The 22,858-nt window shown below is 45.4% G+C and carries 21 protein-coding genes; 14 read left to right on the forward strand and 7 right to left on the reverse strand.

Annotation, left to right across the window (positions count from 1 at the left end; translation table 11 throughout):
* Positions 1 to 125 precede the first annotated feature (125 nt).
* The 8 genes from M1D52_RS20515 to M1D52_RS20550 all read left to right on the forward strand — a co-directional run bounded on the left by M1D52_RS20515 (position 126) and on the right by M1D52_RS20550 (position 7,390).
* On the forward strand, positions 126 to 638 hold the full coding sequence (locus M1D52_RS20515; RefSeq protein ID WP_457941585.1) for a hypothetical protein: 513 nt from the start codon (positions 126 to 128) through the stop codon (positions 636 to 638).
* A gap of 602 nt (positions 639 to 1,240) precedes the next feature.
* Positions 1,241 to 1,849 carry a hypothetical protein gene (locus M1D52_RS20520; RefSeq protein ID WP_437394488.1) on the forward strand — a complete coding sequence of 203 codons (609 nt, stop codon included), beginning with the start codon at positions 1,241 to 1,243 and terminating at the stop codon, positions 1,847 to 1,849.
* 762 nt (positions 1,850 to 2,611) lie between these two features.
* Positions 2,612 to 3,010, forward strand: a complete 399-nt coding sequence (locus tag M1D52_RS20525; protein WP_437394489.1) for a hypothetical protein — start codon at positions 2,612 to 2,614, stop codon at positions 3,008 to 3,010.
* Between the two features lie 106 nt (positions 3,011 to 3,116).
* Positions 3,117 to 4,046 (forward strand): hypothetical protein, encoded by a 930-nt coding sequence (locus M1D52_RS20530; RefSeq protein ID WP_437394490.1) that lies wholly within the window; start codon positions 3,117 to 3,119, stop codon positions 4,044 to 4,046.
* Positions 4,047 to 4,225: 179 nt separating this feature from the next.
* Positions 4,226 to 4,936: a hypothetical protein gene (locus M1D52_RS20535; RefSeq protein ID WP_437394492.1), complete on the forward strand. Its 711-nt coding sequence runs from the start codon at positions 4,226 to 4,228 to the stop codon at positions 4,934 to 4,936.
* A 262-nt stretch (positions 4,937 to 5,198) separates the two neighbouring features.
* Entirely contained in the window at positions 5,199 to 5,633 is a 435-nt protein-coding gene (locus tag M1D52_RS20540; RefSeq protein WP_437394493.1) for a hypothetical protein, read from the forward strand.
* A 199-nt stretch (positions 5,634 to 5,832) separates the two neighbouring features.
* Positions 5,833 to 6,177 carry a hypothetical protein gene (locus M1D52_RS20545; protein WP_437394494.1) on the forward strand — a complete coding sequence of 115 codons (345 nt, stop codon included), beginning with the start codon at positions 5,833 to 5,835 and terminating at the stop codon, positions 6,175 to 6,177.
* 226 nt (positions 6,178 to 6,403) lie between these two features.
* A complete protein-coding gene (locus M1D52_RS20550) occupies positions 6,404 to 7,390 on the forward strand; it encodes a phosphotransferase family protein (protein ID WP_437394495.1) in 987 nt (328 codons plus the stop codon).
* A gap of 304 nt (positions 7,391 to 7,694) precedes the next feature.
* Here the strand turns inward: M1D52_RS20550 and xth are convergent, their stop codons facing one another.
* Both xth and M1D52_RS20560 read right to left on the reverse strand, forming a co-directional pair.
* Entirely contained in the window at positions 7,695 to 8,471 is a 777-nt protein-coding gene (xth, locus tag M1D52_RS20555) for an exodeoxyribonuclease III (protein ID WP_437394496.1), read from the reverse strand.
* Positions 8,472 to 8,503: 32 nt separating this feature from the next.
* Positions 8,504 to 8,680: a DUF3606 domain-containing protein gene (locus tag M1D52_RS20560; RefSeq protein ID WP_149105777.1), complete on the reverse strand. Its 177-nt coding sequence runs from the start codon at positions 8,678 to 8,680 to the stop codon at positions 8,504 to 8,506.
* Between the two features lie 97 nt (positions 8,681 to 8,777).
* On the opposite strand from M1D52_RS20560, the gene ligD reads away from it, so the two are divergent.
* Positions 8,778 to 10,799 (forward strand): DNA ligase D, encoded by a 2,022-nt coding sequence (ligD, locus tag M1D52_RS20565; RefSeq protein ID WP_437394497.1) that lies wholly within the window; start codon positions 8,778 to 8,780, stop codon positions 10,797 to 10,799.
* Positions 10,800 to 10,838: 39 nt separating this feature from the next.
* Here the strand turns inward: ligD and M1D52_RS20570 are convergent, their stop codons facing one another.
* Both M1D52_RS20570 and M1D52_RS20575 read right to left on the reverse strand, forming a co-directional pair.
* On the reverse strand, positions 10,839 to 11,093 hold the full coding sequence (locus tag M1D52_RS20570; protein ID WP_437394498.1) for a hypothetical protein: 255 nt from the start codon (positions 11,091 to 11,093) through the stop codon (positions 10,839 to 10,841).
* A gap of 26 nt (positions 11,094 to 11,119) precedes the next feature.
* Positions 11,120 to 11,917, reverse strand: coding sequence for an XRE family transcriptional regulator (locus M1D52_RS20575; protein ID WP_437394499.1), 798 nt, complete (start codon positions 11,915 to 11,917; stop codon positions 11,120 to 11,122).
* A gap of 70 nt (positions 11,918 to 11,987) precedes the next feature.
* Between M1D52_RS20575 and M1D52_RS20580 the strand changes: the two genes are divergently transcribed.
* Genes M1D52_RS20580 through M1D52_RS20595 form a run of 4 tightly spaced genes read left to right on the forward strand, consistent with a single transcriptional unit; the run spans position 11,988 to position 18,078 of the window.
* On the forward strand, positions 11,988 to 12,728 hold the full coding sequence (locus M1D52_RS20580; RefSeq protein WP_437394500.1) for an ImuA family protein: 741 nt from the start codon (positions 11,988 to 11,990) through the stop codon (positions 12,726 to 12,728).
* On the forward strand, positions 12,728 to 14,227 hold the full coding sequence (locus tag M1D52_RS20585; protein WP_437394501.1) for a Y-family DNA polymerase: 1,500 nt from the start codon (positions 12,728 to 12,730) through the stop codon (positions 14,225 to 14,227). The genes M1D52_RS20580 and M1D52_RS20585 overlap by 1 nt, the downstream gene beginning before the upstream one ends.
* Before the next feature lie 6 nt (positions 14,228 to 14,233).
* Positions 14,234 to 17,464, forward strand: coding sequence for an error-prone DNA polymerase (locus M1D52_RS20590; protein ID WP_437394502.1), 3,231 nt, complete (start codon positions 14,234 to 14,236; stop codon positions 17,462 to 17,464).
* 17 nt (positions 17,465 to 17,481) lie between these two features.
* Positions 17,482 to 18,078: an alpha-ketoglutarate-dependent dioxygenase AlkB family protein gene (locus M1D52_RS20595; RefSeq protein WP_437394504.1), complete on the forward strand. Its 597-nt coding sequence runs from the start codon at positions 17,482 to 17,484 to the stop codon at positions 18,076 to 18,078.
* Between the two features lie 331 nt (positions 18,079 to 18,409).
* Here M1D52_RS20595 and M1D52_RS20600 read toward each other — a convergent pair whose 3' ends face one another.
* Entirely contained in the window at positions 18,410 to 20,050 is a 1,641-nt protein-coding gene (locus M1D52_RS20600; RefSeq protein WP_437394506.1) for a winged-helix domain-containing protein, read from the reverse strand.
* Between the two features lie 20 nt (positions 20,051 to 20,070).
* Entirely contained in the window at positions 20,071 to 21,237 is a 1,167-nt protein-coding gene (locus M1D52_RS20605; protein ID WP_437394508.1) for an AAA family ATPase, read from the reverse strand.
* A gap of 465 nt (positions 21,238 to 21,702) precedes the next feature.
* Here M1D52_RS20605 and M1D52_RS20610 point away from each other — a divergent pair, with 465 nt between their 5' ends.
* On the forward strand, positions 21,703 to 22,062 hold the full coding sequence (locus M1D52_RS20610) for a nuclear transport factor 2 family protein (protein WP_437394510.1): 360 nt from the start codon (positions 21,703 to 21,705) through the stop codon (positions 22,060 to 22,062).
* Between the two features lie 129 nt (positions 22,063 to 22,191).
* Here the strand turns inward: M1D52_RS20610 and M1D52_RS20615 are convergent, their stop codons facing one another.
* Entirely contained in the window at positions 22,192 to 22,401 is a 210-nt protein-coding gene (locus M1D52_RS20615) for a hypothetical protein (RefSeq protein WP_437394512.1), read from the reverse strand.
* Positions 22,402 to 22,858: the final 457 nt, after the last annotated feature.

Raw genomic sequence — 22,858 nt, forward strand, 5'->3', positions numbered from 1 at the left:
TTTAAGAATATAAGAACATGCTTTATGCAAGCCCTTGTTATTCATAACACAAATATAAATAATAAATATCAAAAAAAGAATTTATTTACCGCTTTTGTTGTTAATAACGCCCCGAGATTAGCCTAATGGCTAATTTGAACAAAGAATTAATAAGAAAAAATATTTTTAAACTGCTAGACTACTCAGGATTGACAGATCTTGCATTTGCTAATGTTCTTGATCTCTCAGAAAAACAGGTAAGATTAATTAAGAACGAATCGGCAGAATTCAGCATCGACGATATAAACAAAGCATGTGACTTTTTCCGAAAATCCATATCAAGTATAAATAATAAGGAGATAGAAGTCGATCGGAAGTTTCGAGATAAACTTATTACCCAACATAAAAATAATCCAGAATACAGCATTATTTTAGAAAAACGGCCTTCCATTACTTATGCGATAAATTTCGAACTATTTCACAACGAAAAGTTTGCAACAGAAGGTATTGGTATTGGAAGCATCAAAGCGCTTTTTGAAGATCGAGGCTGGAAATTTTCAAGTGGCTATATCTCAACAGCAATGGATCGAAATTCCGACAGGATAAAGCGAATACCGAATCCTGAAAGAGCAGGTTGGTATCTATATAAGCTGAGATGAATCAAGAAAGGAGCTCTAGACATCTATATCCATATGTAGAATAAGATGATGGCTAATCGAGATATACTACAATCCAGACCTATAAGCGAGCAGAAATTTTCGCATATGCTGGCTTAAAAAATGACACGAACAACATTAACCGGTCACTAAAGGTTCTCGAAACAATGAATTTGGTAGAAATGACAATCAAAGATAAACCCAGGAGCAGTCTACAGATGTATCAATTGACCGACAAAGGAAAGGAATTGTTAAGGAATGTCGGGTTCAATATTTGAGCTATATATAGTTTAAATGAAATAAGATATACAGAGAGAATATTTTGGTCTTATGAGCTCTATGCACCAAATGTTCTGTATTAATTAATAGAACTTTCCAAGCTATTCCAACCCGATTCCTGAGGTACATTTTTTAAAACCTGACAGCTTTATATTTCATTAAACGGTCGTATTTTGAAACCAAAGTAGTCAAATAATTTAAATAGCAGATGCTAGAGAAAATTTAGAAATCACTGATAGCATACTCTCAAACGTGGCATTTTTGAAGAAAATATCATTGATTGTAATATCTTTGAAAAAGGTTACAAGTTTGAAATAATCAGATCTATGTTTTTTACCAGCCTTCCTACCAAAATTAGCGAGCCTTCTTTTTCGAGATACGGAAAATGTCTGATGTTATGCCAAGCCTTTGAACACAGCTGCGAATTTGTCCTTTCTTTAGTTGTGCAATCTCTTAATTTGAAAACAGGCGAGATAACTATCCGTGATATAGTTACAAATTCCCCCGCATGGAAGAAAGTTAAGAAACTAAAAATCGGTATTATAGTTGGCGAACATAACGGTATTAGGGGAAAGATTATTAATAATGGCTATCTGTCGGAGGATTTCCTTACTCTTCTTGATATTGCAATAAAGTCAAGACACTGGTTTGCGCATCAAGCTTTAATTGAGGCTAGTTATACATTCATAATTTCAGAAGAGACAGAGCTTAAAACCAACTGGAATATTCAATTGCTTTTAAAAAAGATCGATCCAATCATTAGGGCTCATTACCGCTTGGGTTGTATACAGCTTGAAATTAATGATAAAACTCCGTATTACGATCAACATTATGAGGAATATTATACATCAAGAGTGATAAACTGGATTAAAGTTCCGAGTACTACGGAAAAGAGGCACTTTATGATGAAAGATTTCAATTTCAAAAATGAGTGACATGTTATTAATACTATTTGTAGGAACTACTTTGATCCTTTTAACGTATTCGTTTAATCGGTGGTCACTTTCAGTCGCATCATTGAAAAACTTCTAGACTGTATTTATGACCTATTATCGAACTACCGTTTATTTCTATAGGATTATCTATTGGACTTAATATTATTCTACAAGTTATGATACCATCTAATTTTTGCCGAACAAACAATATGTGTTTACACCCAAAATCGGAATTGTCGTTGTAGTGAAAGGGTAATCTGCCAAAATTATTACCCTCAATAATAACATGGCCGCACCACGTCCTACCGTGAGTGACTTTAAGAGAAATCTTTTGTTTCCAGCTATTTACTTTTACAATGCACTTTGCTTTGTTAGTTTCTTCAGAAAGGATACCGTCCACGAAATTATATCCGTAATATGGATTCAGTTCGGAATTTTCATATTGATTGTATTGCCAATAAAAACGGATAACTGACAGAATATGTCTTCCTAGTTCGTAGATACCTGTTACAACGACACCAGTAAAAAGTCCGTTCAGAAGAAATTCTTTGGAGAATATGTACATATTTATGTTTTTATTTTTGCATTAAAGATACAATTTACTGTACCCTATCGACTGATATCTGCGGAATTATCCTATTTTTTTCGTTCATTTAAACGTCCAAATATCTGTAGCGAAAAACGGCGGCTTTTGCTTAACTAAAAATTTCTATTTTTGTCTTCATCATCCAGAAATAGAAGCGAAAACCTAAATCAACCGGAATGAACCAAGAAAGATTTGATGACTTGTTAGACAAACCTTATGAGTTATTAGTAAAATATAAACTTGCGTGGCCAATTTTGATTGGAATAGTGGTGTATTTTGTATACACAGTAACCACTAAAGAGTCACGCATACGAAATATTTTAGATCCAAATACATACAGCATGGATTGGCGCTCGCCCAATAGAGAAGAAATAGTTACCATCGGACGGCTAATGGTCAAATCGAATCTTTCGGGTTGTGGAGAGTACTATTTAATATCAGTAGAAGATAACGTATACGTTATAGCTTGTACTCCAGATGGGCAGAACTGGAATTATTATGTATCCTGGCCAAAGCAAGAGAAAATATATAGAGCTAATGATGAAATGCTCAGTAAGCTCTCTCCACCATATTAATTCTTATTTTAAACGGTGGTTATTCCATATTGCTAACTCAATAGTATTATTTCGCAAATACCCATTTGAACTCTGAATTAACTAAATTTGTTTAATAATAATTTGTATGATGAGTTTCGATGTAAGGGATTTCCGTAAAGGTTTAGATTTTCTGAAAAATACTCCCAGTGTAAAGTTGGAGGATTATCAGGAGGTGAAAAATTGTCTATTCGAAACCTTATTCAATAAGGTTTCAATCATTATTACTAAAATACCAAAGGGAACTATCTTATATCGAAGCGTACCTATACAAAAAAATAGACATGACTTAACTCATGGGACAAAGCGAGATTTAAGTTATAGACCTGACGATATACCATACGATAAATTCAATCGCTGTAGTGAGCCAAATCAAAGTCACTTTTATTGTTCGTCGGACTCTTCACTGTCTCTAATGGAATGCTCCTATTATATCTCACAAGCTGAGCAAGGTTCTATTACTAATAGTCCTAATGATGAAGAACTTTTAGAAATGGGTGGTTGGTTTGTTCAGGAGGATCTAACCGTAGTAGATCTCAGATATGGAGATTTTACACATTCTGGAACTGAGCGTTTTCATGCTGAAAACACAGAGAAGTATAAACAGTTAGTAAAGGAATCAGCGCTACAAGAGTTTTTTCAGTTTATTAATAGATCGTTCGAAAATGCTATCATAGAGAAAGATCATACCCATTATTGGTTAACAGCCTGTTATAGTAGCTATTTATTTAGGGAATCTTTTAAGCCTCATCCTAAATGGGCCGGTAGTTTTATCCAAACAGAAAAGCTGCAATCTATTGACGGTTTATTATACCATAGTGTAAAAGGAATACAAGCCACACCAAGCCCTGTAGGTTATAATGTAGTACTCAATAAACGGTGTATTGATACCAATCAACTCACTTTGATAAAGGCCGGTATATTTAAGATTAAACAAATTGGACCAAAAGAATTTATTTTTGGGGACGTTATTAAACAAAACCTTAATATATCGGGTAGCACTTGGACATATGAATAATAGAAACGTACTAGTAGTTAAGTTATCAGCAGGCAAAGAACAATTAATATTTCATGCCTTTTTGATAATACGGCAAAACGATAGAAAAGTCATTAATATCTAAATATAACCTTTTTGGAATGTCAAACATAGTTCGAAGGTTGTGATTTTCAATGTCATAAAGTAATTAAAACAATATCATGTATAAGCATCACCCACAATTCCATTCACTAAGTGATAACAATACTGTTGTATGGAAATATATGGATCTCTTTAAATATCTTCATTTACTTGAAACAAAGTGTCTCTTTTTTTTGAGAGTAGATAAATACCAAGATCTGTATGATGGATTTATGCCAGATATAACGTCTGACAACATCCCAAAACTTTTTGAGGGAATGCAAGCTTCACCTGATTTGTGTGAAGCCTTAAATAAGTCATACAAAAAGGCTAGAAGCTTTTCGTATGCAAATTGTTGGAGTATTTGTGACCACGAATCTTCGATAATGTGGGACGCATATTCAAAGAAATACGGCGGAGTCTCTATTAAAAGTACTTTTCAGAGGCTATCCAGTTCAATTATTGATGAACGAGACATCCATATTAGTCCAGTTCTTTATAATTTTCCAAATATTCAAATAGGCAATGTTTATTTGCCGCTGTTTAGTAAGAGGCCTCCTTTTAAGGACGAAAGGGAAATAAGACTATTTTATGCACCTAGTGAGAGCGTTCATCCACGTGAACAAACAAACGATATAAATTCTGTTGATGTGAAAGTAGATTTGGAAATACTTATTGAAGAGGTTTTTTTCCACCCGGCCTGTCCGGACTGGATTGCTGAAACGATTGGGGCCGTTATAGCAAGATATAATGAGGAATGGCGCCCTGTTAAATCCGCTTTATATCAATGATCCTAATAGATTTTTGATTATAGATCACTTCTAATATAAAATATGCGGGTTGTCAAACAAACTATTATCTGGCCCCTAAAAAAAAATATCTAATAACTTAAGCGGAAAATATGTAATAGACGCATCCAATATCTTGGAAAAAGCATACATGCTAGTCAGTGTATTTTTGGGGAGTAAGGAAATCTTTAGACTTACTAGTGAAGATCATAAACAGCCATTGTAGACTTTACAAGAGCAGTTTTTCGAACGAAAAATAAGCTCTTTGCTTATAGAAATTGCCACATCCTTGCGTGTTCTAGATGATCAATTTCGAGGCATGAATAGTGATGACGAATATTACAAAAGCTATAAAGAAGCTTTAGCATCAGTCAATATGGACGCTGTTATTTTGTTTAATGATGCTGATGCTAACCTACGTTGGATATATAATAAGATCATTCACTCAGAGTCTTTTATAACATTCAGTCGAGAGGGAGTAGAAGCTCATGAAACTGATTATGGTTACAATGGCGGTATGGTTGATAAAAAGGAGGTGATTTGGCATCACTACGATTTGCACGTTCGCTTAGCAGGTACCGAAAGAAGGAAGGAAGCAGGCACATGGGCTCAAGTGCCATGGCATCTTTTATTAATTATTGTAGAGTTTACTAATGCGATTTTTACAGTTTTGAATGCGATTCTAATTATCAAAAAATGATCGTAAGTAATCGGTGGCGGAAATAGTTTAAAAAATGAAACTCATCCTGTTTGAAACCAAACAGTCTCACCTCAATGGGATCAAGAGGTGTTAACCTGACTTTTATGGGAATAAGCTGCTCGTGAGGACGCATCCCTTTATTGGTATTGGAAATTGACACATGTTTTATTGTTTAATTTTTAATTCTTATCTTAGTATTATGGAAACAGGCAACAAGATAGAAGTTAGACCTTTAACTGGATTCCAGAAAATCAAGATTTTCGGTCTTTATCCCATTCTGGCTATTCAAGCTTTATGGTGTATTGCGAAAATTGACACTTTTACAATCGATTGGCGCCTTTTACCGCTTGTATTATTTATCATTGCGGGTGTAACCCATACAATAGGCATCGCATACTATTATAAATACTCAAAAGAAAGGGAAATCACACGATCCACGGGTATGCGTAAAACGGGAAATTATTTTTTATCAACTGCGGGCACGGTAGCATTCATTGGTTTTCTTGTTATGTTTGATATATTTCGCATTTATCAACCAAATTAAGGATTGAACTGATAAAAATCCCAACTGATTTTCTTATCCCTTTGCATAAAACGATTAGCTCATGATAGCGTTCCACAAAACGATGGTAACGACACGAATACAGCAACGGGCAGCTTCAGTTTAATAATCCGCTTTGGTTACCGAGTGCGAAAGAGAGACGATTCGGGAGCACGGTTCATGAAAGAACTTTACGGTTTAACAAATAAGCTATAAAAGGAAAATACAAATGAAGAATGTTGACCGTTATGCAGAGAAATTTGATAAAAAAAATTTAACGGAGCATGTTGATAGAGCTGAAATTACGGCTATTTTAGCAGATTTCTCAATTAGTGACGTTGAAACTATTGAGGTGCTTAATGGAGGTTTTAACAACGTCAATCTTAAAGTTGACACCATCCCGAAAAAGTCTTTTGCACTGAGAATTTCGACTGATGAGTCCCGTGTCGAAACAGAAATAGCCTTATTAAATAGGCTGAACAGACATGTTCCAGTACCGAAAATCTATGGACATATCATTAATCATAAGAATAGTGGTCGACATGTTTTGCTCTCCGAATTTTTACCAGGAACCACCTTAAGTGTTATTGAAAACAGTTTAAGTGCAGATGAAATTCATGAAATAGCGAGGCTATTAGGGGCCGTATTGGCAGACATACATCGATTTACATTTAGCAAATCGGGATTTCTGGGGAAAGATTGTAAAGTAATAGAACCATTTCCGAGTTTTTTTCACGGATATTATGGTTATATGTTGAAGTTCCTTAAAAGTAAAAATTTGGCCAACCGGTTACCGCGTACAACATATGATAGCTTAAAAAAATTTATTCTAGACAATCGAAAGAGCATTGAGGATATTCAAAATCAGGCCTCACTTGTTCATGGCGACTTTAACCAAAAGAATATCTTAGTACACAAATATGGAGGGAAGTGGCAAGTGAGTGGCATTCTTGATTGGGAATATGCCTTTTCCGGTTCGCCTCTCGTTGATTTTGGTAATTTTTTTAGATTTGAGGATGAGGTGCCAGCATATCAAGAGCACTTAGTAACGGCATACCTGGAGCAGGGAGGTATTTTAGAATCTAATTGGCAATATAAAGCCAAAGTTCTTGATTTACTGCCGATGATGGAGTTTTTAACGCGGGAAGGCAACTATCCGAAGACATTTTCAACTGCTAAAAAAGTTATTGAAAGAACATTACTTACTTTTTTATAATTAAATTGATGTCCCAAAAAACGATCATAAAAGCGTACCTAAGCCTTCAAAGACACTCTTTCTCAGGCGCAGAAATGTATTAAGCCTAAATCTATTTCGATAAAAAGACCGCTACTACAAACAGCATTATATAGTGTTAAAGCCTCTCCCACTACGGCATCCAAAAGACAGTGATAAACGTGATGAATCGCTAGCTATAGGCCAGAAAGTGTCACTTGGCATTTCTTGTTGCTTCTATATATCGATGCGTAAATTATTTAATTGTTCGAAAATTTTTAACAGCGCAGCAGAAAATCTAACCGACTCACTTTGCTTTCAAGCGGATCCATACGGGCGCATGGTCGCTACTCTTTTCCCAGCCACGGACATGTCGGTCGATGCCGCCCTCGATCAACCGGGGTGCAATTTTGGGGCTTAGCAGGATATGATCCAACCGCAGGCCGGCATTACGCCCATAGGCATTCCAGAGGTAATCCCAAAAGGTATAGACTGCCTGATCGGGAAATAGCCTACGGACGGAATCCATCCATCCCTGTTTGAGCAGGGATTTAAATTCCTTTCTTGCTTCCATGCGGTACAGGGCATTGTTCTCCCATTTTTGGGGTTTATAAACGTCCAGCTCTGTAGGGATAATATTAAAATCACCGATCAGAATGGCGGGAATGTCCATCTTTATCAGCTGGGCAGCCCGCTTCTTAAAGCGTTTGATCCAGGCCATCTTATAGTCAAACTTAGGCCCTGGATAAGGGTTGCCGTTGGGCAGGTACAAACAGGAGATAAGCGTGTCATCAATGATCGCCTCGAGGTACCGACTATGGTTATCTTCCACGTTACCGGGAAGCACGCGGGTCACCTCTGTGATCTCTTCCGATTTCGATAAAATTGCCACCCCGTTCCAGCTTTTCTGTCCGTGCCAGATAGCTTGGTAACCTGCCTCTTGGATGGCTTTTAAGGGAAAGCGGTTTTGGGGCGCCTTGAGTTCCTGCAAACACACCACGTCAGGCTCTTCTTCCCGTAGCCAGCGGAGCAGAACGGGTAAACGGCCATTGATGCCGTTGATATTGAACGTCGCAATTTTCATAGAAGAAATCGGAGCACCGTATCTGAAACCGGCTATTTTTTCAGGTGCTTTATGATTTTCTCCCGATCGTTCCCCACAGCTTTTATCGCATCTTCCACATCGGCACGGCTCACGCCCAGTTCTTTTACAAGGTAATCGATTTCGTAGCGTTCATCGCCCGCTACCTTGCTACGGTCCCTGCCGTCCCTTTTGCTTTTATCATCTGCCATAATATTCGTTTTTCCTTTTCTAACAAGTGCAAAGCAAAAGTGTTTAACTGAGCCGCTGAAATTAAACAAAAGCCCTATCCGTATTGTTCCGGAATATATGGCAGATCAACGATCGAAACGAAAATTGCCCGAACGCATCAGGCCTATGCTCTGCACTTTGGTGAAGGAGCCGGTAGACAGCGATGCCTATCTATATGAAATCAAATGGGACGGTTATCGCATCATCTCCTTTGTGGAAGATGGAACGGTGCGGATGGACTCGAGAGGTGGTCTCAACTATACTTCCAGGTATCCGCTGATTGAAAAAGCGCTCCGTAAACTGAAGCACAACGTCATCATCGATGGCGAGGTGGTGGTCTTCAATGACGACGGGAAACCTGACTTTGATGCCATACAGCTCTATAATGGAAAAAGTACGCCCATCAGCTATTGCGTGTTCGATCTGCTTTGGCTGGACGGAGAGGATCTGCGGCATTATCCGCTGATCGAACGGAAGGAACTGCTGAAAAAGCTGATCAGCGGACACGAAGTGTTGCGCTTCAGCGAAAGTTTTGAGGACGGCCGGGCTTTATACCGAGAGGTGCTGAATATGAACCTGGAGGGGATAGTGGCCAAACGAAAGGACAGCGAATACCTGGAAGGCGACCGCAGTTATAACTGGCTGAAGATCCCGACACGGAAACGGCAGGAATTCGTTATAGGAGGTTGGGCGGAGTCGGATAAATCGCGCTCTTTCAAACACCTGCTCTTCGGTTCCTATGAGAAGGGTAAGTTCCGCTGGATCGGCCGCAGCGGCGGAGGTTATAAGCAGAAGGATATGCCCGGCATTCTGAAGAAACTGAAGGAACTGGAAATCGATGAATCGCCGTTCACCAATCAGGTACTGGATACCAAGGGAGCTAAAACCCATTGGGTAAAACCGCAATTGGTGGCCAACTTTGAATTCGCTACGTGGACGAAATCGGGTCGCATCCGTAAACCTGCCACCTTCCTGGGCTTCCGTTATGATAAAAGGCCCGATCAGGTGGTACGGGAGGTGCCGGAATCTGCCGCATCGGTAGAGGTGATTGCCGAAAAAGTGGAAACGCTCCCTACCGATGGCGATGGTTCCCCACCGGATGGAAAAAAGGTTTATCTCAATGAAAGCAGCAACTGGCAAAGGGTGGACGAATCGATAGAGGGCAGGGAAGTTTCGGAATTCCCGATGAAACATTGCACGGTGAAACTGCACGATATCGGTCGGGAGCTCTGGAAAGGCGTGGCCAAGGGAGACCTGGTTTTATATTACAACAGGATTGCACCCTACATCTTACCTTACCTGAAAGACAGGCCACAGTCGCTCAATCTGAAGCTGACGCATGCCGGAGGCCCGACCACTTTTATCAAGGACATGGAAAACCGACAGCCTGATTGCGCGGCTATCTTTACCGATGAACGACGGGTGAAAAAGAAAGGAAAGCGCGACCGGATCGATTACCTGGTATGCAACAATCTGGAAACCCTGCTCTATATGGTGGATTGGGGATGCGTGGACATCAATCCATGGGCTTCGCGTGTGCAAAAGCCCGATGAGCCGGATTATATCTGGCTCGACCTGGACCCGACGGTTTCGGGCAGGAAGACGGAAGATAAGGGTTTTGAAATGGCGGTTGAGGTGACGCTTGCGGTAAAGGAGGTATTGGATTCGCACAGTCTGAAAGGCTACGTGAAGACTTCGGGCAAAACCGGTATGCATATTTATATTCCCTGCAAAGGGTTCACTTTTACGCAGAGCCGTGCCATAGCCAATGCCCTGGCGGATGAGGTGCATGCGTTGGTTCCGGACAGCAGCACGCGCAGCGAAACGATCGATCACCGTAAAGGCAAAGTGTATGTTGATGCCAACCAGAATGATTATGCCGATACGCTGGCGGCACCTTATTCGGTACGCCCTTATCACCTGCCGATTGTCAGTACGCCGCTCGATTGGAAAGAAGTGAAACGGGGCCTCGACCGCTATGCCTTTACAATGGCGACAATCCCGGAACGGCTGAAAAAGAAAGGCGATCTGTTCAGAGATCTGACAGATGTAAAAATCATAAAAGGTAACCGGATAAAATTAAAATCCCTGTTGTCCTGATAAGCAATAAGGTCTCAGGCAAAGGCACCGGACCGGTGGTCATTTAGATTTGACCTGCTCTTCCAGATAGCTTGCGATTGCCTGCAACAGTCCCAGTGTCAGCACTTTTGACGTGTCGGCAGTCGGATCTACCAGCACGGCCCGGTAATTCCGTTCTTCATCGGGCTCGAAATGCACCATGGTGCCGGATACATCCACCTCGATCTTATGGGTATAGCCCATCCAGCGGATACGGCTTTCGAAACTATGTTCGGTATTCCGGTAATTTATGGTTATGAAAAAGGATTCGTCCATCTGTTCTGTTTAAATAATTCCAAGCCTTATATTTCTTCGACCCGCTTTTTTACATCAAGAAGGAGCTGCCTGATTTCCTGCAGGTCGGTTCCGGCTTCGGGCAGCTTATCGGTCTGGTGTTTTACATACTGCCAGATTTCCAGTACTTCCTCGACTCCTACGGTATAGGGCGCGTAATTTTTATTGAGCGAGCGGAGCAGTACGGTACCGTCCCGCTGCAGGGTAACCTGTTTGAACACGAAATCCCGTTCACCTTTGAGGATAACGATGCACAGGCTGTCGGGCTTCAGGGTTTTCCAGTCCTGCACATAACGGGCCACCACATCGCTCCCCTCCGGAACGGGCAGCATCGAATCGCCCGTGGTGGGAAACATCCGATAGGTGCCCCCGGCCGGAAGGTTCGGCAGCGAAAATTTGGGCAGCGCCGCCAGAAACTCGGGATCGGCATGGCCCGAGGCATAGCCTGCCTTGGCCTTTACGGGTACATACTCCATGTTTTCCTTATTATCGGGCGTAACGGTAATGGAGAGTACGCGCAGGTTCTTCCCGTTGATATATTCCTTTGCCCCCGTTTCCAGCTTGCGCAGTTCGTATTCGCTCCAGCGGCCCAGGTCCTGCCGGAGCAGGTAATCAACGGGGATTCTGAAGAACTCGGACAACCGGATCAGGTCGACCAGCGGCGGATTTTCCGTCTGCCCGTTCTCCAGTGCGGTATATTTACTGCGTGTAAGGCCCAGCAGCTGCGCCAGGTGTTCCTGACTGTATTTTTTGCGGTTGCGGAGAAACCGGAGATTGCTTCTGAAAAAAACTTTTGCAGCTTCCATTTTGTATTGTTATTATTGATGACATTCATTTTGTCACCAATGATGACAAAGTTAAAAATAAAATCGGGATATGGAAACCTCGTTGAAGAAAAAGTCAGTGGTGGAGGAGCTGCGGAAAATGATTCTGGCAGCGGAGGGTTTTTCCGCTCCGAACGGAAGCGATGAACTGCCCGGGGATCTGGGGCCGATGGAAAAGGCCTTCCCGATGGGTACCTTTCCGCTCGGGGCCATCCATGAATTTATCAGTAACAGTGCGGAGGAAGCGGCGGCATCTACCGGCTTCATCGCCTGCCTGATCGGCCGCCTGATGCAGCGGAAGGGTCCCTGCCTCTGGGTAAGCATCGGCAAGCGTTTGTTTCCGCCCTCCCTGCTGGGTTTCGGCATTGAGCCCCACCGGGTGATCTTCATCAACCTGCATGGGGAAAAGGATGCCCTCTGGGTGCTGGAGGAGGCGCTTAAGTGCCCTTCGCTCGCCGCTGTGGTGGGCGAAATCCGCGAGCTGGACCTGACGGCCTCGCGCCGCCTGCAGCTGGCCGTGGAGCAGAGCCGTGTTACGGGCTTTCTGCACCGCTATCGCCCGCGGCGCCTGAACAACCCGGCCTGCGTCTCGCGCTGGAATATACGCCCCCTGAGCAGCCTGCAGGACGGACGCCTGCCGGGCATCGGCCACCCGCTGTGGGAAGTGCAGCTCGGGAAGATACGCAACGGAAGGCCCGGCACCTGGCACCTGTGCTGGAAGGCCGACATCTTCCGTTATGTAGACCCCGGTGCACCTGTTAAAAAGAAAGCATATACAAAAACCGGTACCTGATGAGAAGATATGTTGCGATCGCATTCCGTCATCTGCTCACGGATGACCTGGCCATCCACCGGCCGGAACTGCGCGAAAAGGCTTTTGTACTGGCCGCGCCTGAGCGGGGGCGCATGGTGATCCGGGCCCTGAGCCCCGGGGCAGCGGCGGAAGGTGTTACCGTGAATATGGTACTGGCCGATGCACGTGCTCTTTACCCCGATCTGGAAGTGTTCGATTATGAACCCCACCGGGCGGAAAAATTACTGAAGCGTCTGGCCGAACAGTGCCTTCGCTATACGCCGATTGCGGGCGTCGATCTGCCGGACGGGCTGATACTGGATGCGAGCGGCTGCACCCACCTATGGAAAGGGGAAAGGCCCTATATGGGAGAGATTGCCAGGAAACTGAAAGGCGCGGGCTATGATGTGCGGATGGCCATGGCCGATACCATCGGAACGGCATGGGCCGTGGCCCGTTATGGAACGGATGGCGCCGTGGTTGCTCCCGGCGGGCAGCTGGCGGCCCTGATGCCCCTGCCTCCCGCCGCGCTGCGTTTGGATGGGACCATAACGGAACGCATGCAGAAGCTGGGCCTTACCCACATCGGTGATTTTATCGGCATGCCCCGTACGGTACTGCGCCGCCGTTTCGGTGAGCAGTTGCTCAACCGCATCGGTCAGGCGCTGGGCACCTCTCCCGAACCGCTGGAACCGGTGCGGCCGCCGGCACCTTATGCGGAACGCCTGCCCTGCCTGGAGCCGGTACGGACGCGAAAGGCCATTGAAATGGCGCTGGAGACGTTGTTGGAAATGCTTACACGGAATCTGCTGAAGGATGGGATGGGGCTGCGGAAGGCGGTTTTCCGGTCTTTCCGTATAGATGGTAAGGTACAGCAGATCGGGATCGGCACCGGCCGCCCTTCGCGTGACCGGCATCATCTCTTCCGCCTGTTCGGCGAAAAGATCGGCACCATTGCCCCCGGTCTGGGCATCGAGCTTTTTATACTGGAAGCGCCCGTTGTGGAGGATCTCGATGCCCGACAGGAGAAGTTGTGGAACGATGGCGGTGCCTATGAAAGTACGGAGATCGGCAATCTGCTCGACCGGATCGCCACGCGTGCCGGCCACGATGCCATCCGCCGCTATCTGCCGGATGAGCACCACTGGCCGGAGCGCTCCATCAGGCCCGCCACCTCTTATGACGAACAGCCGGCCATCCCCTGGCCCATCGGTGAGCCGCGCCCGATTTACCTGCTGCCCGAGCCGGAGCCCATCCGGGTATCGGCTCCCGTGCCGGATTATCCGCCCATGGTTTTTGTATACAAAGGGAAGAGGCATAAGGTGAAAAAGGCGGACGGGCCCGAGCGCATCGAAAGGGAATGGTGGATCGAGACGGGCCCGCAGCGCGATTACTACCGCGTGGAGGATGAAGAGGGCGCCCGCTACTGGCTCTTCCGATCGGGGCATTATGATGGCGAGGGCGAGCCGGAATGGTTCATCCATGGTTTTTTTGCTTAACGGTTTATGGATTATACGGAATTACAGGTCACTTCGAATTTCAGTTTCCTCCGCGGTGCCTCGCACCCGGAGGAACTGGTGGAACAGGCCGCGGCGCTCGGTTATGGGAGCATGGCCATAACCGACCACAACACCCTGGCGGGTATTGTGCGGGCACACAGCGCTGCGAAAAAACACGGTCTGCGTATCATCCCCGCCGCACGCCTCAATCTTGCGGACGGCCCTCCCCTGCTGGCCTACCCGACGGACAGGGATGCTTACGCCCGTCTCTCGGCGCTGCTGACCGAAGGCAACCGGCGGACGGAAAAGGGGAAATGCGAGCTCTATAAGGCCGATGTATATCGCTATGCAGAGGGCATGATCTTTATTTCCCTGCCTCCCGTTGATCTTGATGATGAATTTGATTTCGGAGAGGATTTCAGAAGGGAGCTGCTGGAATATAAAAAGGCCTTCGGCCGGCAACTCTATGTGGCGGCCTCCTGGCTGTACAGGGGCAGCGACGCCAAAAGGCTCTACCGCATAGGGGAACTGGAAGCGGATTTCGGCATACCGATGGTGGCCACCAACGATGTGCATTTCCACAGCCCCGAGCGGCGGCAGCTGCAGGACATCGTGACCTGTGTGCGCGAAAAGAAAACGATCTACAATGCGGGTTACCTGCTTTACGGGAATGCGGAACGCTACCTGAAACCCGCCGGGGAGATGGAACGTCTTTTTGGAAAATATCCGCAGGCCATCGAAAACACTCGGCGGATCGCGGAGGCCTGCCGCTTCAACCTCGACAGTCTGAAGTATGTGTACCCGAGGGAGATTATGCCGGACGGGCGCACGCCCCTGGAGGAACTGACCCGGCTGGCGTGGCAGGGAGCTTACGACTTTTTCGGTGATCCGCTGCCGGAAAAGGTTTCATCGGCCATTGTGCACGAACTGAAATTCATTGCGGAGATGGATTATGCGCCCTACTTCCTGACGGTATATGACATTGTACGGGAGGCCCGCTCGCGCGGTATCCTCTGCCAGGGCCGCGGCTCGGCCGCCAACTCCACCATCTGTTTCTGCCTGGGCATCACGGCGGTGAACCCGACGAAGTTTGACCTGCTCTTCGAGCGCTTTATCTCTTCGGCCCGGAACGAGCCGCCCGACATTGACGTGGATTTTGAGCACGAACGCCGTGAAGAGATCATCCAGTATATCTATGAAAAATACGGACGCGACCGCGCAGGCATTGTGGCCACGGTGACGCAGCTCCGCCAGAAGGGTGCGGTACGGGATGTGGCGAAGGCGATGGGCATGTCGGTGGATGCCATCAACCGCCTGTCGAGCTCCATCTGGGAGTTTACCGACGAATGGTTCGAGGGCGATCGCATTTCGGAGCACGGCTTCAACCCGAAGGACCCTCACCTGGTAAAGGTGCTGGAACTGACACGGCAGTTTATGGGTTTTCCGCGACAGCTGGGCCAGCATACGGGGGGCTTCGTGATCACGGACGGAAAGCTGACCGACCTATGCCCGGTGATCAATGCCCGGATGGAGGACCGCACCAACATCGAATGGAACAAGGACGATATTGATGCGCTGGGCTTCCTCAAGATTGATGTGCTGGCGCTGGGCATGCTGACCTGCATCCGCAAGGCCTTTGATCTGGCACGGGCACATCACGGGCTGGAGCTGACGCTGGCCACCGTACCGCAGGATGACCCCGAGGTGTACGATATGATCAGCGCGGCGGATACCATCGGGGTATTCCAGATCGAGAGCCGCGCGCAGCAATCGATGCTGCCGCGCCTGCGGCCGCGGAACTTTTACGACCTGGTGATCGAGGTGGCCATTGTACGGCCGGGTCCGATCCAGGGGGATATGGTACACCCCTATCTGCGCAGGCGCAACGGTGAAGAGGAGGTGGAATACCCCTCTCCTGAGTTGGAAGCGATTCTGGGCAAGACACTGGGCGTGCCCCTCTTTCAGGAACAGGCCATGAAGATCGCCATTGTGGCCGCGGGCTTCACCCCTGCCGAAGCGGATGAACTCCGGCGCAGCATGGCCACCTTTAAGGCAAAGGGTCTGGTGAGCAGGTTCGAAAGGAAGCTGATCGACGGCATGGTATCACGGGGCTATAAAAAGGAATTTGCCGAAAGGGTGTTCCGCCAGCTGGAAGGTTTCGGAAGCTACGGCTTTCCCGAAAGCCATGCGGCCAGTTTCGCCCTCTTGGTCTACGTTTCCTGCTGGCTGAAGCACCATTACCCCGATGTGTTCGCCGCAGCGCTGCTGAACAGCCAGCCCATGGGCTTTTATGCCCCGGCGCAGATTGTGCGCGATGCGCGGGAGCATGGTGTGCAGATACGGCCGGTGGACGTCAACTTTTCCCATTGGGACAATACGCTGGAAGAGAAAACGGGCCCTTACTGCGCGGTGCGCCTGGGTTTCAGGCAGGTTAAGGGAATGAACCGGGAGGAAATGGAAGCGCTGGTACGGGCGCGGAAGAGATCTTATACGCATATTCATTTCCTGCCGGATGCAGGGGTTTCCATCGCTTCGCTGGAGCGCCTGGCGGATGCCGATGCGTTCCGTTCGATGGGCATGGACCGCAGGCGGGCGCTCTGGGAGGTGTCGGCCCTCCATGACCGTCCCATGGGCATCTTTGAAGGGCAGCCTTCGGCGAGCACACCGGAAGAAAAGGTGCGGCTGCCGGCGATGTCAGAATCGGAACATGTGCTGCAGGATTACAGCTCGCTGGCACTTTCGCTGAAGGCGCATCCGGTGAGCTTTATCCGGCGGCAGCTTTATGAGCGGGGTATCCTGACCACGAAGGAACTGGACCGATGGCCCGATGGCACGCCCGTTCGGGTTGCCGGACTGGTACTGGTACGGCAGCGCCCGGGAACGGCGGGCGGTGTCTGTTTCATCACGATCGAGGACGAAACGGGCGTGGCCAACCTGGTGGCCTTTGCGAGCCTCTTTGAACGGTACCGGAAGGAAATCCTCTACTCGCAGCTGTTGATGGTAGAGGGTAAACTGCAGCGCGAGGGACAGGTTACCCATGTGGTGGCCAAAAGGCTCTACAACCTCTCCAGGCTGCTCACATTGCTCGGTCCGAAGGAAAGAAAGCAGGCTGAGCTGCGGACGCTCTCGCCCGCCGATGAAAAAGATGGCCATGTCTTCCCTGCCAAAAACAAAAGAACGCAGGTACGGGTTGATGCTCAACTGGAACTGTTTCCGAAAGGACGGAATTTCAGGTAAATTTTAATTGATTGGAGATGCAGGGAAAACTGTTTGATGATAACCGGCAATTGGTACTGCCACGGGAACTGATGGATTATACGTCCGGCTTTCTGGAACGGCCGGAAGCGGACACACTGCTTACTTTTTTAATGCACAATGTACCCTGGCAGCAGACCAAGGTTAAGATGTACGATAAGGAAGTGCCAACGCCCAGATTGACGGCATGGTACGGAGACCGCCCGCTGCAGGCAGATGACCGGCGTGAACCGATACCCTGGCTGCCGGAACTGCAGGTGATCCGGCAGCGTATTGAGGCCATTACCGGCATGGAATTTCAGGGGGTGCTGCTGAACCTCTACCGCGATGGAAATGATTCGGTGGCCTGGCATGCCGACAAGGATACGGTGCCCGGCCGCAAAACCGAAATAGCTTCCCTGAGCCTGGGAGCCGAACGGAACTTTGATTTCCGCAGAAAGGAAGACCATGCCGGTCGCTACTCCATCAAGCTGCAGCACGGATCGCTATTGCTCATGAAAGGCGATCTGCAACTTTACTGGGAACATAGGATAGCCAAATCGAACGCTATCATGGGGCCGAGAATAAACCTGACGTTCCGGAAGGTGATTTTATAGGATTTGGGAAAAACAGAATCCCAAACTTATTTCTTATGCTTTTGTCACGGAATCGACCTGTTTCGTCACATGAATTTGTAGTTTTATCCTATTTTCCGTAGTCGAGGTACTTTTAAATCATTATGGCAAATACGCCCGAAATCTAGAAAACGATAATATGCTTCTAGAAGAAAACAAAGGGCTATAATATCGGCTATCGGAGTTAAAGCAAAGGTTGACTAAACGGTAGAAGATTTATTGGTTTTGTTTGTGAATGGCATTGAATAGCTGAAGTGATGATTACCATTACACGAATCTCATGTCTGCTAAGATCGACCTTTTAAACCCCTTCTTATTTAACGTCCTTTACTTTCGTCTGTCGTACTCTATCTAATATCTCTTCCACTGGATGCTTCAACTCGTCGCCCATCTTAACGATTTCATTCGGCATATCATCCCTCATCAAAGTCATTAGTGCGTAATAGGTGGGTTTAAGTAAGTCTTTCAACTTAGGAGCAGTCTCGAATTGCTTGAATAAAAAGTGATATTGGTGTCGGGACATTAGGTTTATGAACAGTTCATTTAAATGATACATATTCGTGTCTTCCGACAAAGCCTCTCGACGCGCTTCCTTAAAGCCTAAGATTTGCTTTGCGTGCCCGGATTTTGGCAAGTATTTCTTTTCATCCTCTTTCAGTACATTAGAGGTCGTTTCAATAAGCTCGTTTAGCTTTTCCAGGTCCAGTTTATCAGAATTAATCAATGCATTTGCGGATTCTAATATCGAAGAGGACGAGCGCTTGTTATCCTCATCATCATACCACATTTCCAGGAATTTGGTAAGCCATGCCACACGCTTACGATCACGCCTATCGCCACTGCGCATCAAATACCAAATATTGAAAAAACGTTCCTTCAATTGATATAAATGGTTCTTTGTGGTCGTCGCTTTTTTCTCTATTACATTGTTCTTCTCTAGCTGTGCTAGCTGAGCCGAAATCAACTTGGTTTGCATTCTCTTGCCGTCTTCACGTATTTCATTAGCAATCTCTTTAGCACTTACTGCATCCCATTTTTTGGCTATCACATCTACTATACGACGCTGCTGCACCGGAAGATCCTCTATACGATGCTTATATAAGGGTGTTGCCTTATCCAGTAATTTTTCAAGATCTTCTAATGCTTTACCGTTTGGATCGTCTAACAACACCTGATATAACATCATAATGGTGCGGATCACTCCTCCTGTCAATACCGTTAGGGTACCAATCTTGGCTTTGTGCTTTTTTAAGTCTATAGGTTTGGCTTCATGGCAATCTTCTTGTAGCTTGCCGATCAGACTGAATGTTTCTTCCTTGCTTAGGCCGTCAAGGTAAATAATGTGGAAAAATTCAAAGAATGGCTGACTGTAATCATGCAAATCATTGATTACAACTGCAGACGCACCGATAACACGGATATCATTGCATTCTATCAGTATCTCACGTAAGCGCCGCTTTTCTTTGTCACGTAGATTGTCCAAAAAAAGCTCTCCAAAGTTATCAAAGAAGATAATGAGCTTTTTGCCATGCTCATGGAGCTTTTCTATCAGAAACTTAAAGCATAACCGCTCGTAGTCTTCCATATCCACAAAGCGTTCGGTATACTCATAATAAGCACCGTCAGTATCAAAATAATCATCCAGGTACTTTAACAATTTCTCCCATAGACCGGCCAAACTGTTGACATCGTAAGTTTCCTCATTGAAAAATACAGGAATAAGCCAATCCTTCAAATCCTCCGTACGTTCGATTTCGTACTTTAACCGCAACAATAGAGTGGTTTTACCCATACCTCGTTGGCCTTGGATCAAGTAATGTTTTTCGGGATAACGCATATTGCTATTACGGATATCCTTAAATATTTTTTCAAAGGTTTTGGTACGAACTACAAAATTAGCGATCAAATCTTCTTCACGAAGGGTTGCCGGATTATATAGTGTTGTATCTGCCATCGTTTTACTTATTTAATTAATTATCTACACATATGGCGTCTACACCACAATTGCAGTATGGGTGAGGTATATCGATACACCGCATCCTCCCGGCTAAAATAAAGATAGCCATCACCCTCTAAAATATTTTTGATGCGCTGTAGGTTGTCTATACTATGTTTTACCCCGAAATCGACCATTATATCTTCTTCGATCTGATCGTATAATGCCACGTGTTTTAACACATCTAGAACAAATGCATACTCTGCACCTTTCAATACACTATTCAATCGAGAAAAGTACGGTTCAAACTGCGCACGATTTCTTACATGGACCACCTGTTCAAATGCCTTGTCTATGGCCTGCACATCTATTTCCTTACCCTCTACTTCGTATACTTCAATTATTTCTTGTGCGATCAGCTGTAAATGAAAAGGTATATGCCATTTCATTTTATCCAGCACATACTGTAACAGATCTAAATCGATTTCCAAATACTCTTCTTGTAACAACTTGCTAAAAAAATCCCCTGCTTCTGCTACCGACAATGCCTGCAGTTCTACGGAGCGTAAATCATTGACTGCTGTTAATTGGGTAACCTGTTCCACCATTGGATAAAGAGAAAGCGAACCCGTATAAATGAACTGTATCTTATCTGCCAGGTCCGGATGGTGGCGAAGCGCACGATTCTTTTGAATAAAACGCTCGGCGGCATCTTTTCCACTAATATTCAAGATGTTCTGTATGGTCTGAGGAAACTCATCTATCTGTACTACCAAATGTCCCAGATCTTTTTTAACATTGGCAAACAGCTCAATCAGTAAATCATAATAATCGGTCTCTCCACGGTCCCGTAACTCTACATTATAGACTTTTTTAACGCGGTCCATAATACCAGCAACAGCATCTCTAAATTCTGCATATACTTTGGATAATTTATTGATTGCATCGCTATTCAATAATGCTTCGAAAATTGTCTTAAAAAATTCATTGTCTGATTCAACGGATTCTGTAATTAGGTACACAAAGTAATATCCATCTTCAGGATATTCTTCCATAAATTTCAATATGGAAGTCTTACCTACTCTGCGAGGGGCGGACAGATAAATACTAGCACCGGATTTAAGTACCCGATACAACTTTTTTATTTCTTTATCTCTGGGGTAAAATCCATCACCTCTCGCCGGATTGCCTAAACTGTTCTTCATTGACAACAAATTTATTGTCAAACATAATAACAAAATTTTTATTGTCAAAATGCATGACAATTTTTTTATTGTCAACCAACTCTTCGGCCGCAAAAACATACGAGAACCGGAAGAAATCACTGCAATGGTGAGCGTCCTCCCATCAGGCTCTCGCTGAATGTGTGTTTTTCATGATAACAGTTAAGTTCTAAAATAACATTTTTTGGATAAATAACTGTCTATCTCCTGGGAAGGCTACAGTATAGCTAGGTTATTGGCTTAGAAGCCATTTGTTGTTCCAGTGGTAGGTACAACCAAATTGGCACACTTACAGGAAAATATGTGGTTGGCAGATTATGAATTTACCACAGAGGAGTTAGCAAAACTCACTGGAAATTTATCCTAGAATATCCAACTGACGTTTCGCGTGGTGTTTTAGAGATTAATTTTATACTTTTAGCGGTATCATCTATAAAACAAACCGCCATGGAGAGCGAAATTTTAAAGTTAGAAGCACAACTTATTACAGCCATCTTAAACAGCAATGTAGAGGTACTGGATCAGTTGCTTCACGATGAGTTGCTATTTGTTAATCACCTGGGAATGGTGCTTTCCAAAAAGGAGGATATGGCCCCTCATATCAACGGGGATTTAAAAATTACCGAACTGGTTGGCTCAGACCGGCAGTTGCACCTATTCGGAGATATCTGCACAGTGGTGGTCACTAAGGAGATTAGGGGCGTTTACCTGAACCAGCCATTTGAAAGCCGTGTTAAGTTTACCAGAGTCTGGAAGTTATTTAACGGGGACTGGAAGGTGATTACTGCAAGCAGCGTGCTTTGCTAAGCACATAAACGACTTTACATCGGGTTATATACTTGCCGGAAAATGATGCAATCAGTCGTCGGATAGCTTTAATAAAATGTGCTTTACAGAACCTTCTGCAGGAGAAAATCTAACCGATTCACTTTGCTTTCAAGCGGATCCATACCGGCGCATGGTCACTGCTCTTTTCCCAGCCACGGACATGCCGGTCGATGCCACCCTCGATAAATCGGGTCGCAATCTTGGGCTCAGCAGGATATGATCCAATCGCAGGCCGGCATTGCGGCCATAAGCGTTCCACAGGTAATCCCAAAAGGTATAGACTGCCTGATCGGGAAATAGCCTACGGACGGAATCCATTCATCCCTGTTTGAGCAGGGATTTAAATTCCTTTCTTGCCTCCATGCGGTACAGGGCGTTGTTTTCCCATTTTTGGGGTTTATATACGTCCAGCTCTGTATAGGCTGCCGAAATTCAGCCGGTAAGATTCATATGATTTTCTTTGTAAGGATTCACCACTCTTTGCGACTAAACCGGCAAAAACGTATGAGAAAAAATAAAAACACCAAGGTAAGGTTGATAAAATCGTGGCTAGCAGTTACGCTGCTCGGTTTTTCGCCACTAACTTTTAATGCAGCTGCAATTAATCAAACCGGTTCATCTTCGTCAAGACAGCATATGTTTATTGCGGAGGATACTGTAAAGGTGATAGCAGGTGCTCCATTAAAAGCCGAAGATGTAAGTCCCCTTATAGCGGGCGAGCAAATCCCTGTTCTATCAGTACTGACAGTCCAGAGAACCTTAATAGAACAATGGA

Source organism: Olivibacter sp. SA151, assembly GCF_054130995.1.

Coding starts and splice junctions, on each gene's coding strand:
- M1D52_RS20600 (WP_437394506.1), bottom strand. CDS start 20,050: ATGGCAGATACAACACTATATAATCCGGCAACCCTTCGTGAAGAAGAT.
- M1D52_RS20515 (WP_457941585.1), top strand. CDS start 126: ATGGCTAATTTGAACAAAGAATTAATAAGAAAAAATATTTTTAAACTG.
- M1D52_RS20585 (WP_437394501.1), top strand. CDS start 12,728: ATGAGAAGATATGTTGCGATCGCATTCCGTCATCTGCTCACGGATGAC.
- xth (WP_437394496.1), bottom strand. CDS start 8,471: ATGAAAATTGCGACGTTCAATATCAACGGCATCAATGGCCGTTTACCC.
- M1D52_RS20525 (WP_437394489.1), top strand. CDS start 2,612: ATGAACCAAGAAAGATTTGATGACTTGTTAGACAAACCTTATGAGTTA.
- M1D52_RS20550 (WP_437394495.1), top strand. CDS start 6,404: ATGAAGAATGTTGACCGTTATGCAGAGAAATTTGATAAAAAAAATTTA.
- M1D52_RS20535 (WP_437394492.1), top strand. CDS start 4,226: ATGTATAAGCATCACCCACAATTCCATTCACTAAGTGATAACAATACT.
- M1D52_RS20520 (WP_437394488.1), top strand. CDS start 1,241: ATGTTTTTTACCAGCCTTCCTACCAAAATTAGCGAGCCTTCTTTTTCG.
- M1D52_RS20610 (WP_437394510.1), top strand. CDS start 21,703: ATGGAGAGCGAAATTTTAAAGTTAGAAGCACAACTTATTACAGCCATC.
- M1D52_RS20545 (WP_437394494.1), top strand. CDS start 5,833: ATGGAAACAGGCAACAAGATAGAAGTTAGACCTTTAACTGGATTCCAG.
- M1D52_RS20605 (WP_437394508.1), bottom strand. CDS start 21,237: ATGAAGAACAGTTTAGGCAATCCGGCGAGAGGTGATGGATTTTACCCC.
- M1D52_RS20570 (WP_437394498.1), bottom strand. CDS start 11,093: ATGGACGAATCCTTTTTCATAACCATAAATTACCGGAATACCGAACAT.
- M1D52_RS20530 (WP_437394490.1), top strand. CDS start 3,117: ATGATGAGTTTCGATGTAAGGGATTTCCGTAAAGGTTTAGATTTTCTG.
- M1D52_RS20615 (WP_437394512.1), bottom strand. CDS start 22,401: ATGGATTCCGTCCGTAGGCTATTTCCCGATCAGGCAGTCTATACCTTT.
- M1D52_RS20595 (WP_437394504.1), top strand. CDS start 17,482: ATGCAGGGAAAACTGTTTGATGATAACCGGCAATTGGTACTGCCACGG.
- ligD (WP_437394497.1), top strand. CDS start 8,778: ATGGCAGATCAACGATCGAAACGAAAATTGCCCGAACGCATCAGGCCT.
- M1D52_RS20575 (WP_437394499.1), bottom strand. CDS start 11,917: ATGGAAGCTGCAAAAGTTTTTTTCAGAAGCAATCTCCGGTTTCTCCGC.
- M1D52_RS20560 (WP_149105777.1), bottom strand. CDS start 8,680: ATGGCAGATGATAAAAGCAAAAGGGACGGCAGGGACCGTAGCAAGGTA.
- M1D52_RS20580 (WP_437394500.1), top strand. CDS start 11,988: ATGGAAACCTCGTTGAAGAAAAAGTCAGTGGTGGAGGAGCTGCGGAAA.
- M1D52_RS20590 (WP_437394502.1), top strand. CDS start 14,234: ATGGATTATACGGAATTACAGGTCACTTCGAATTTCAGTTTCCTCCGC.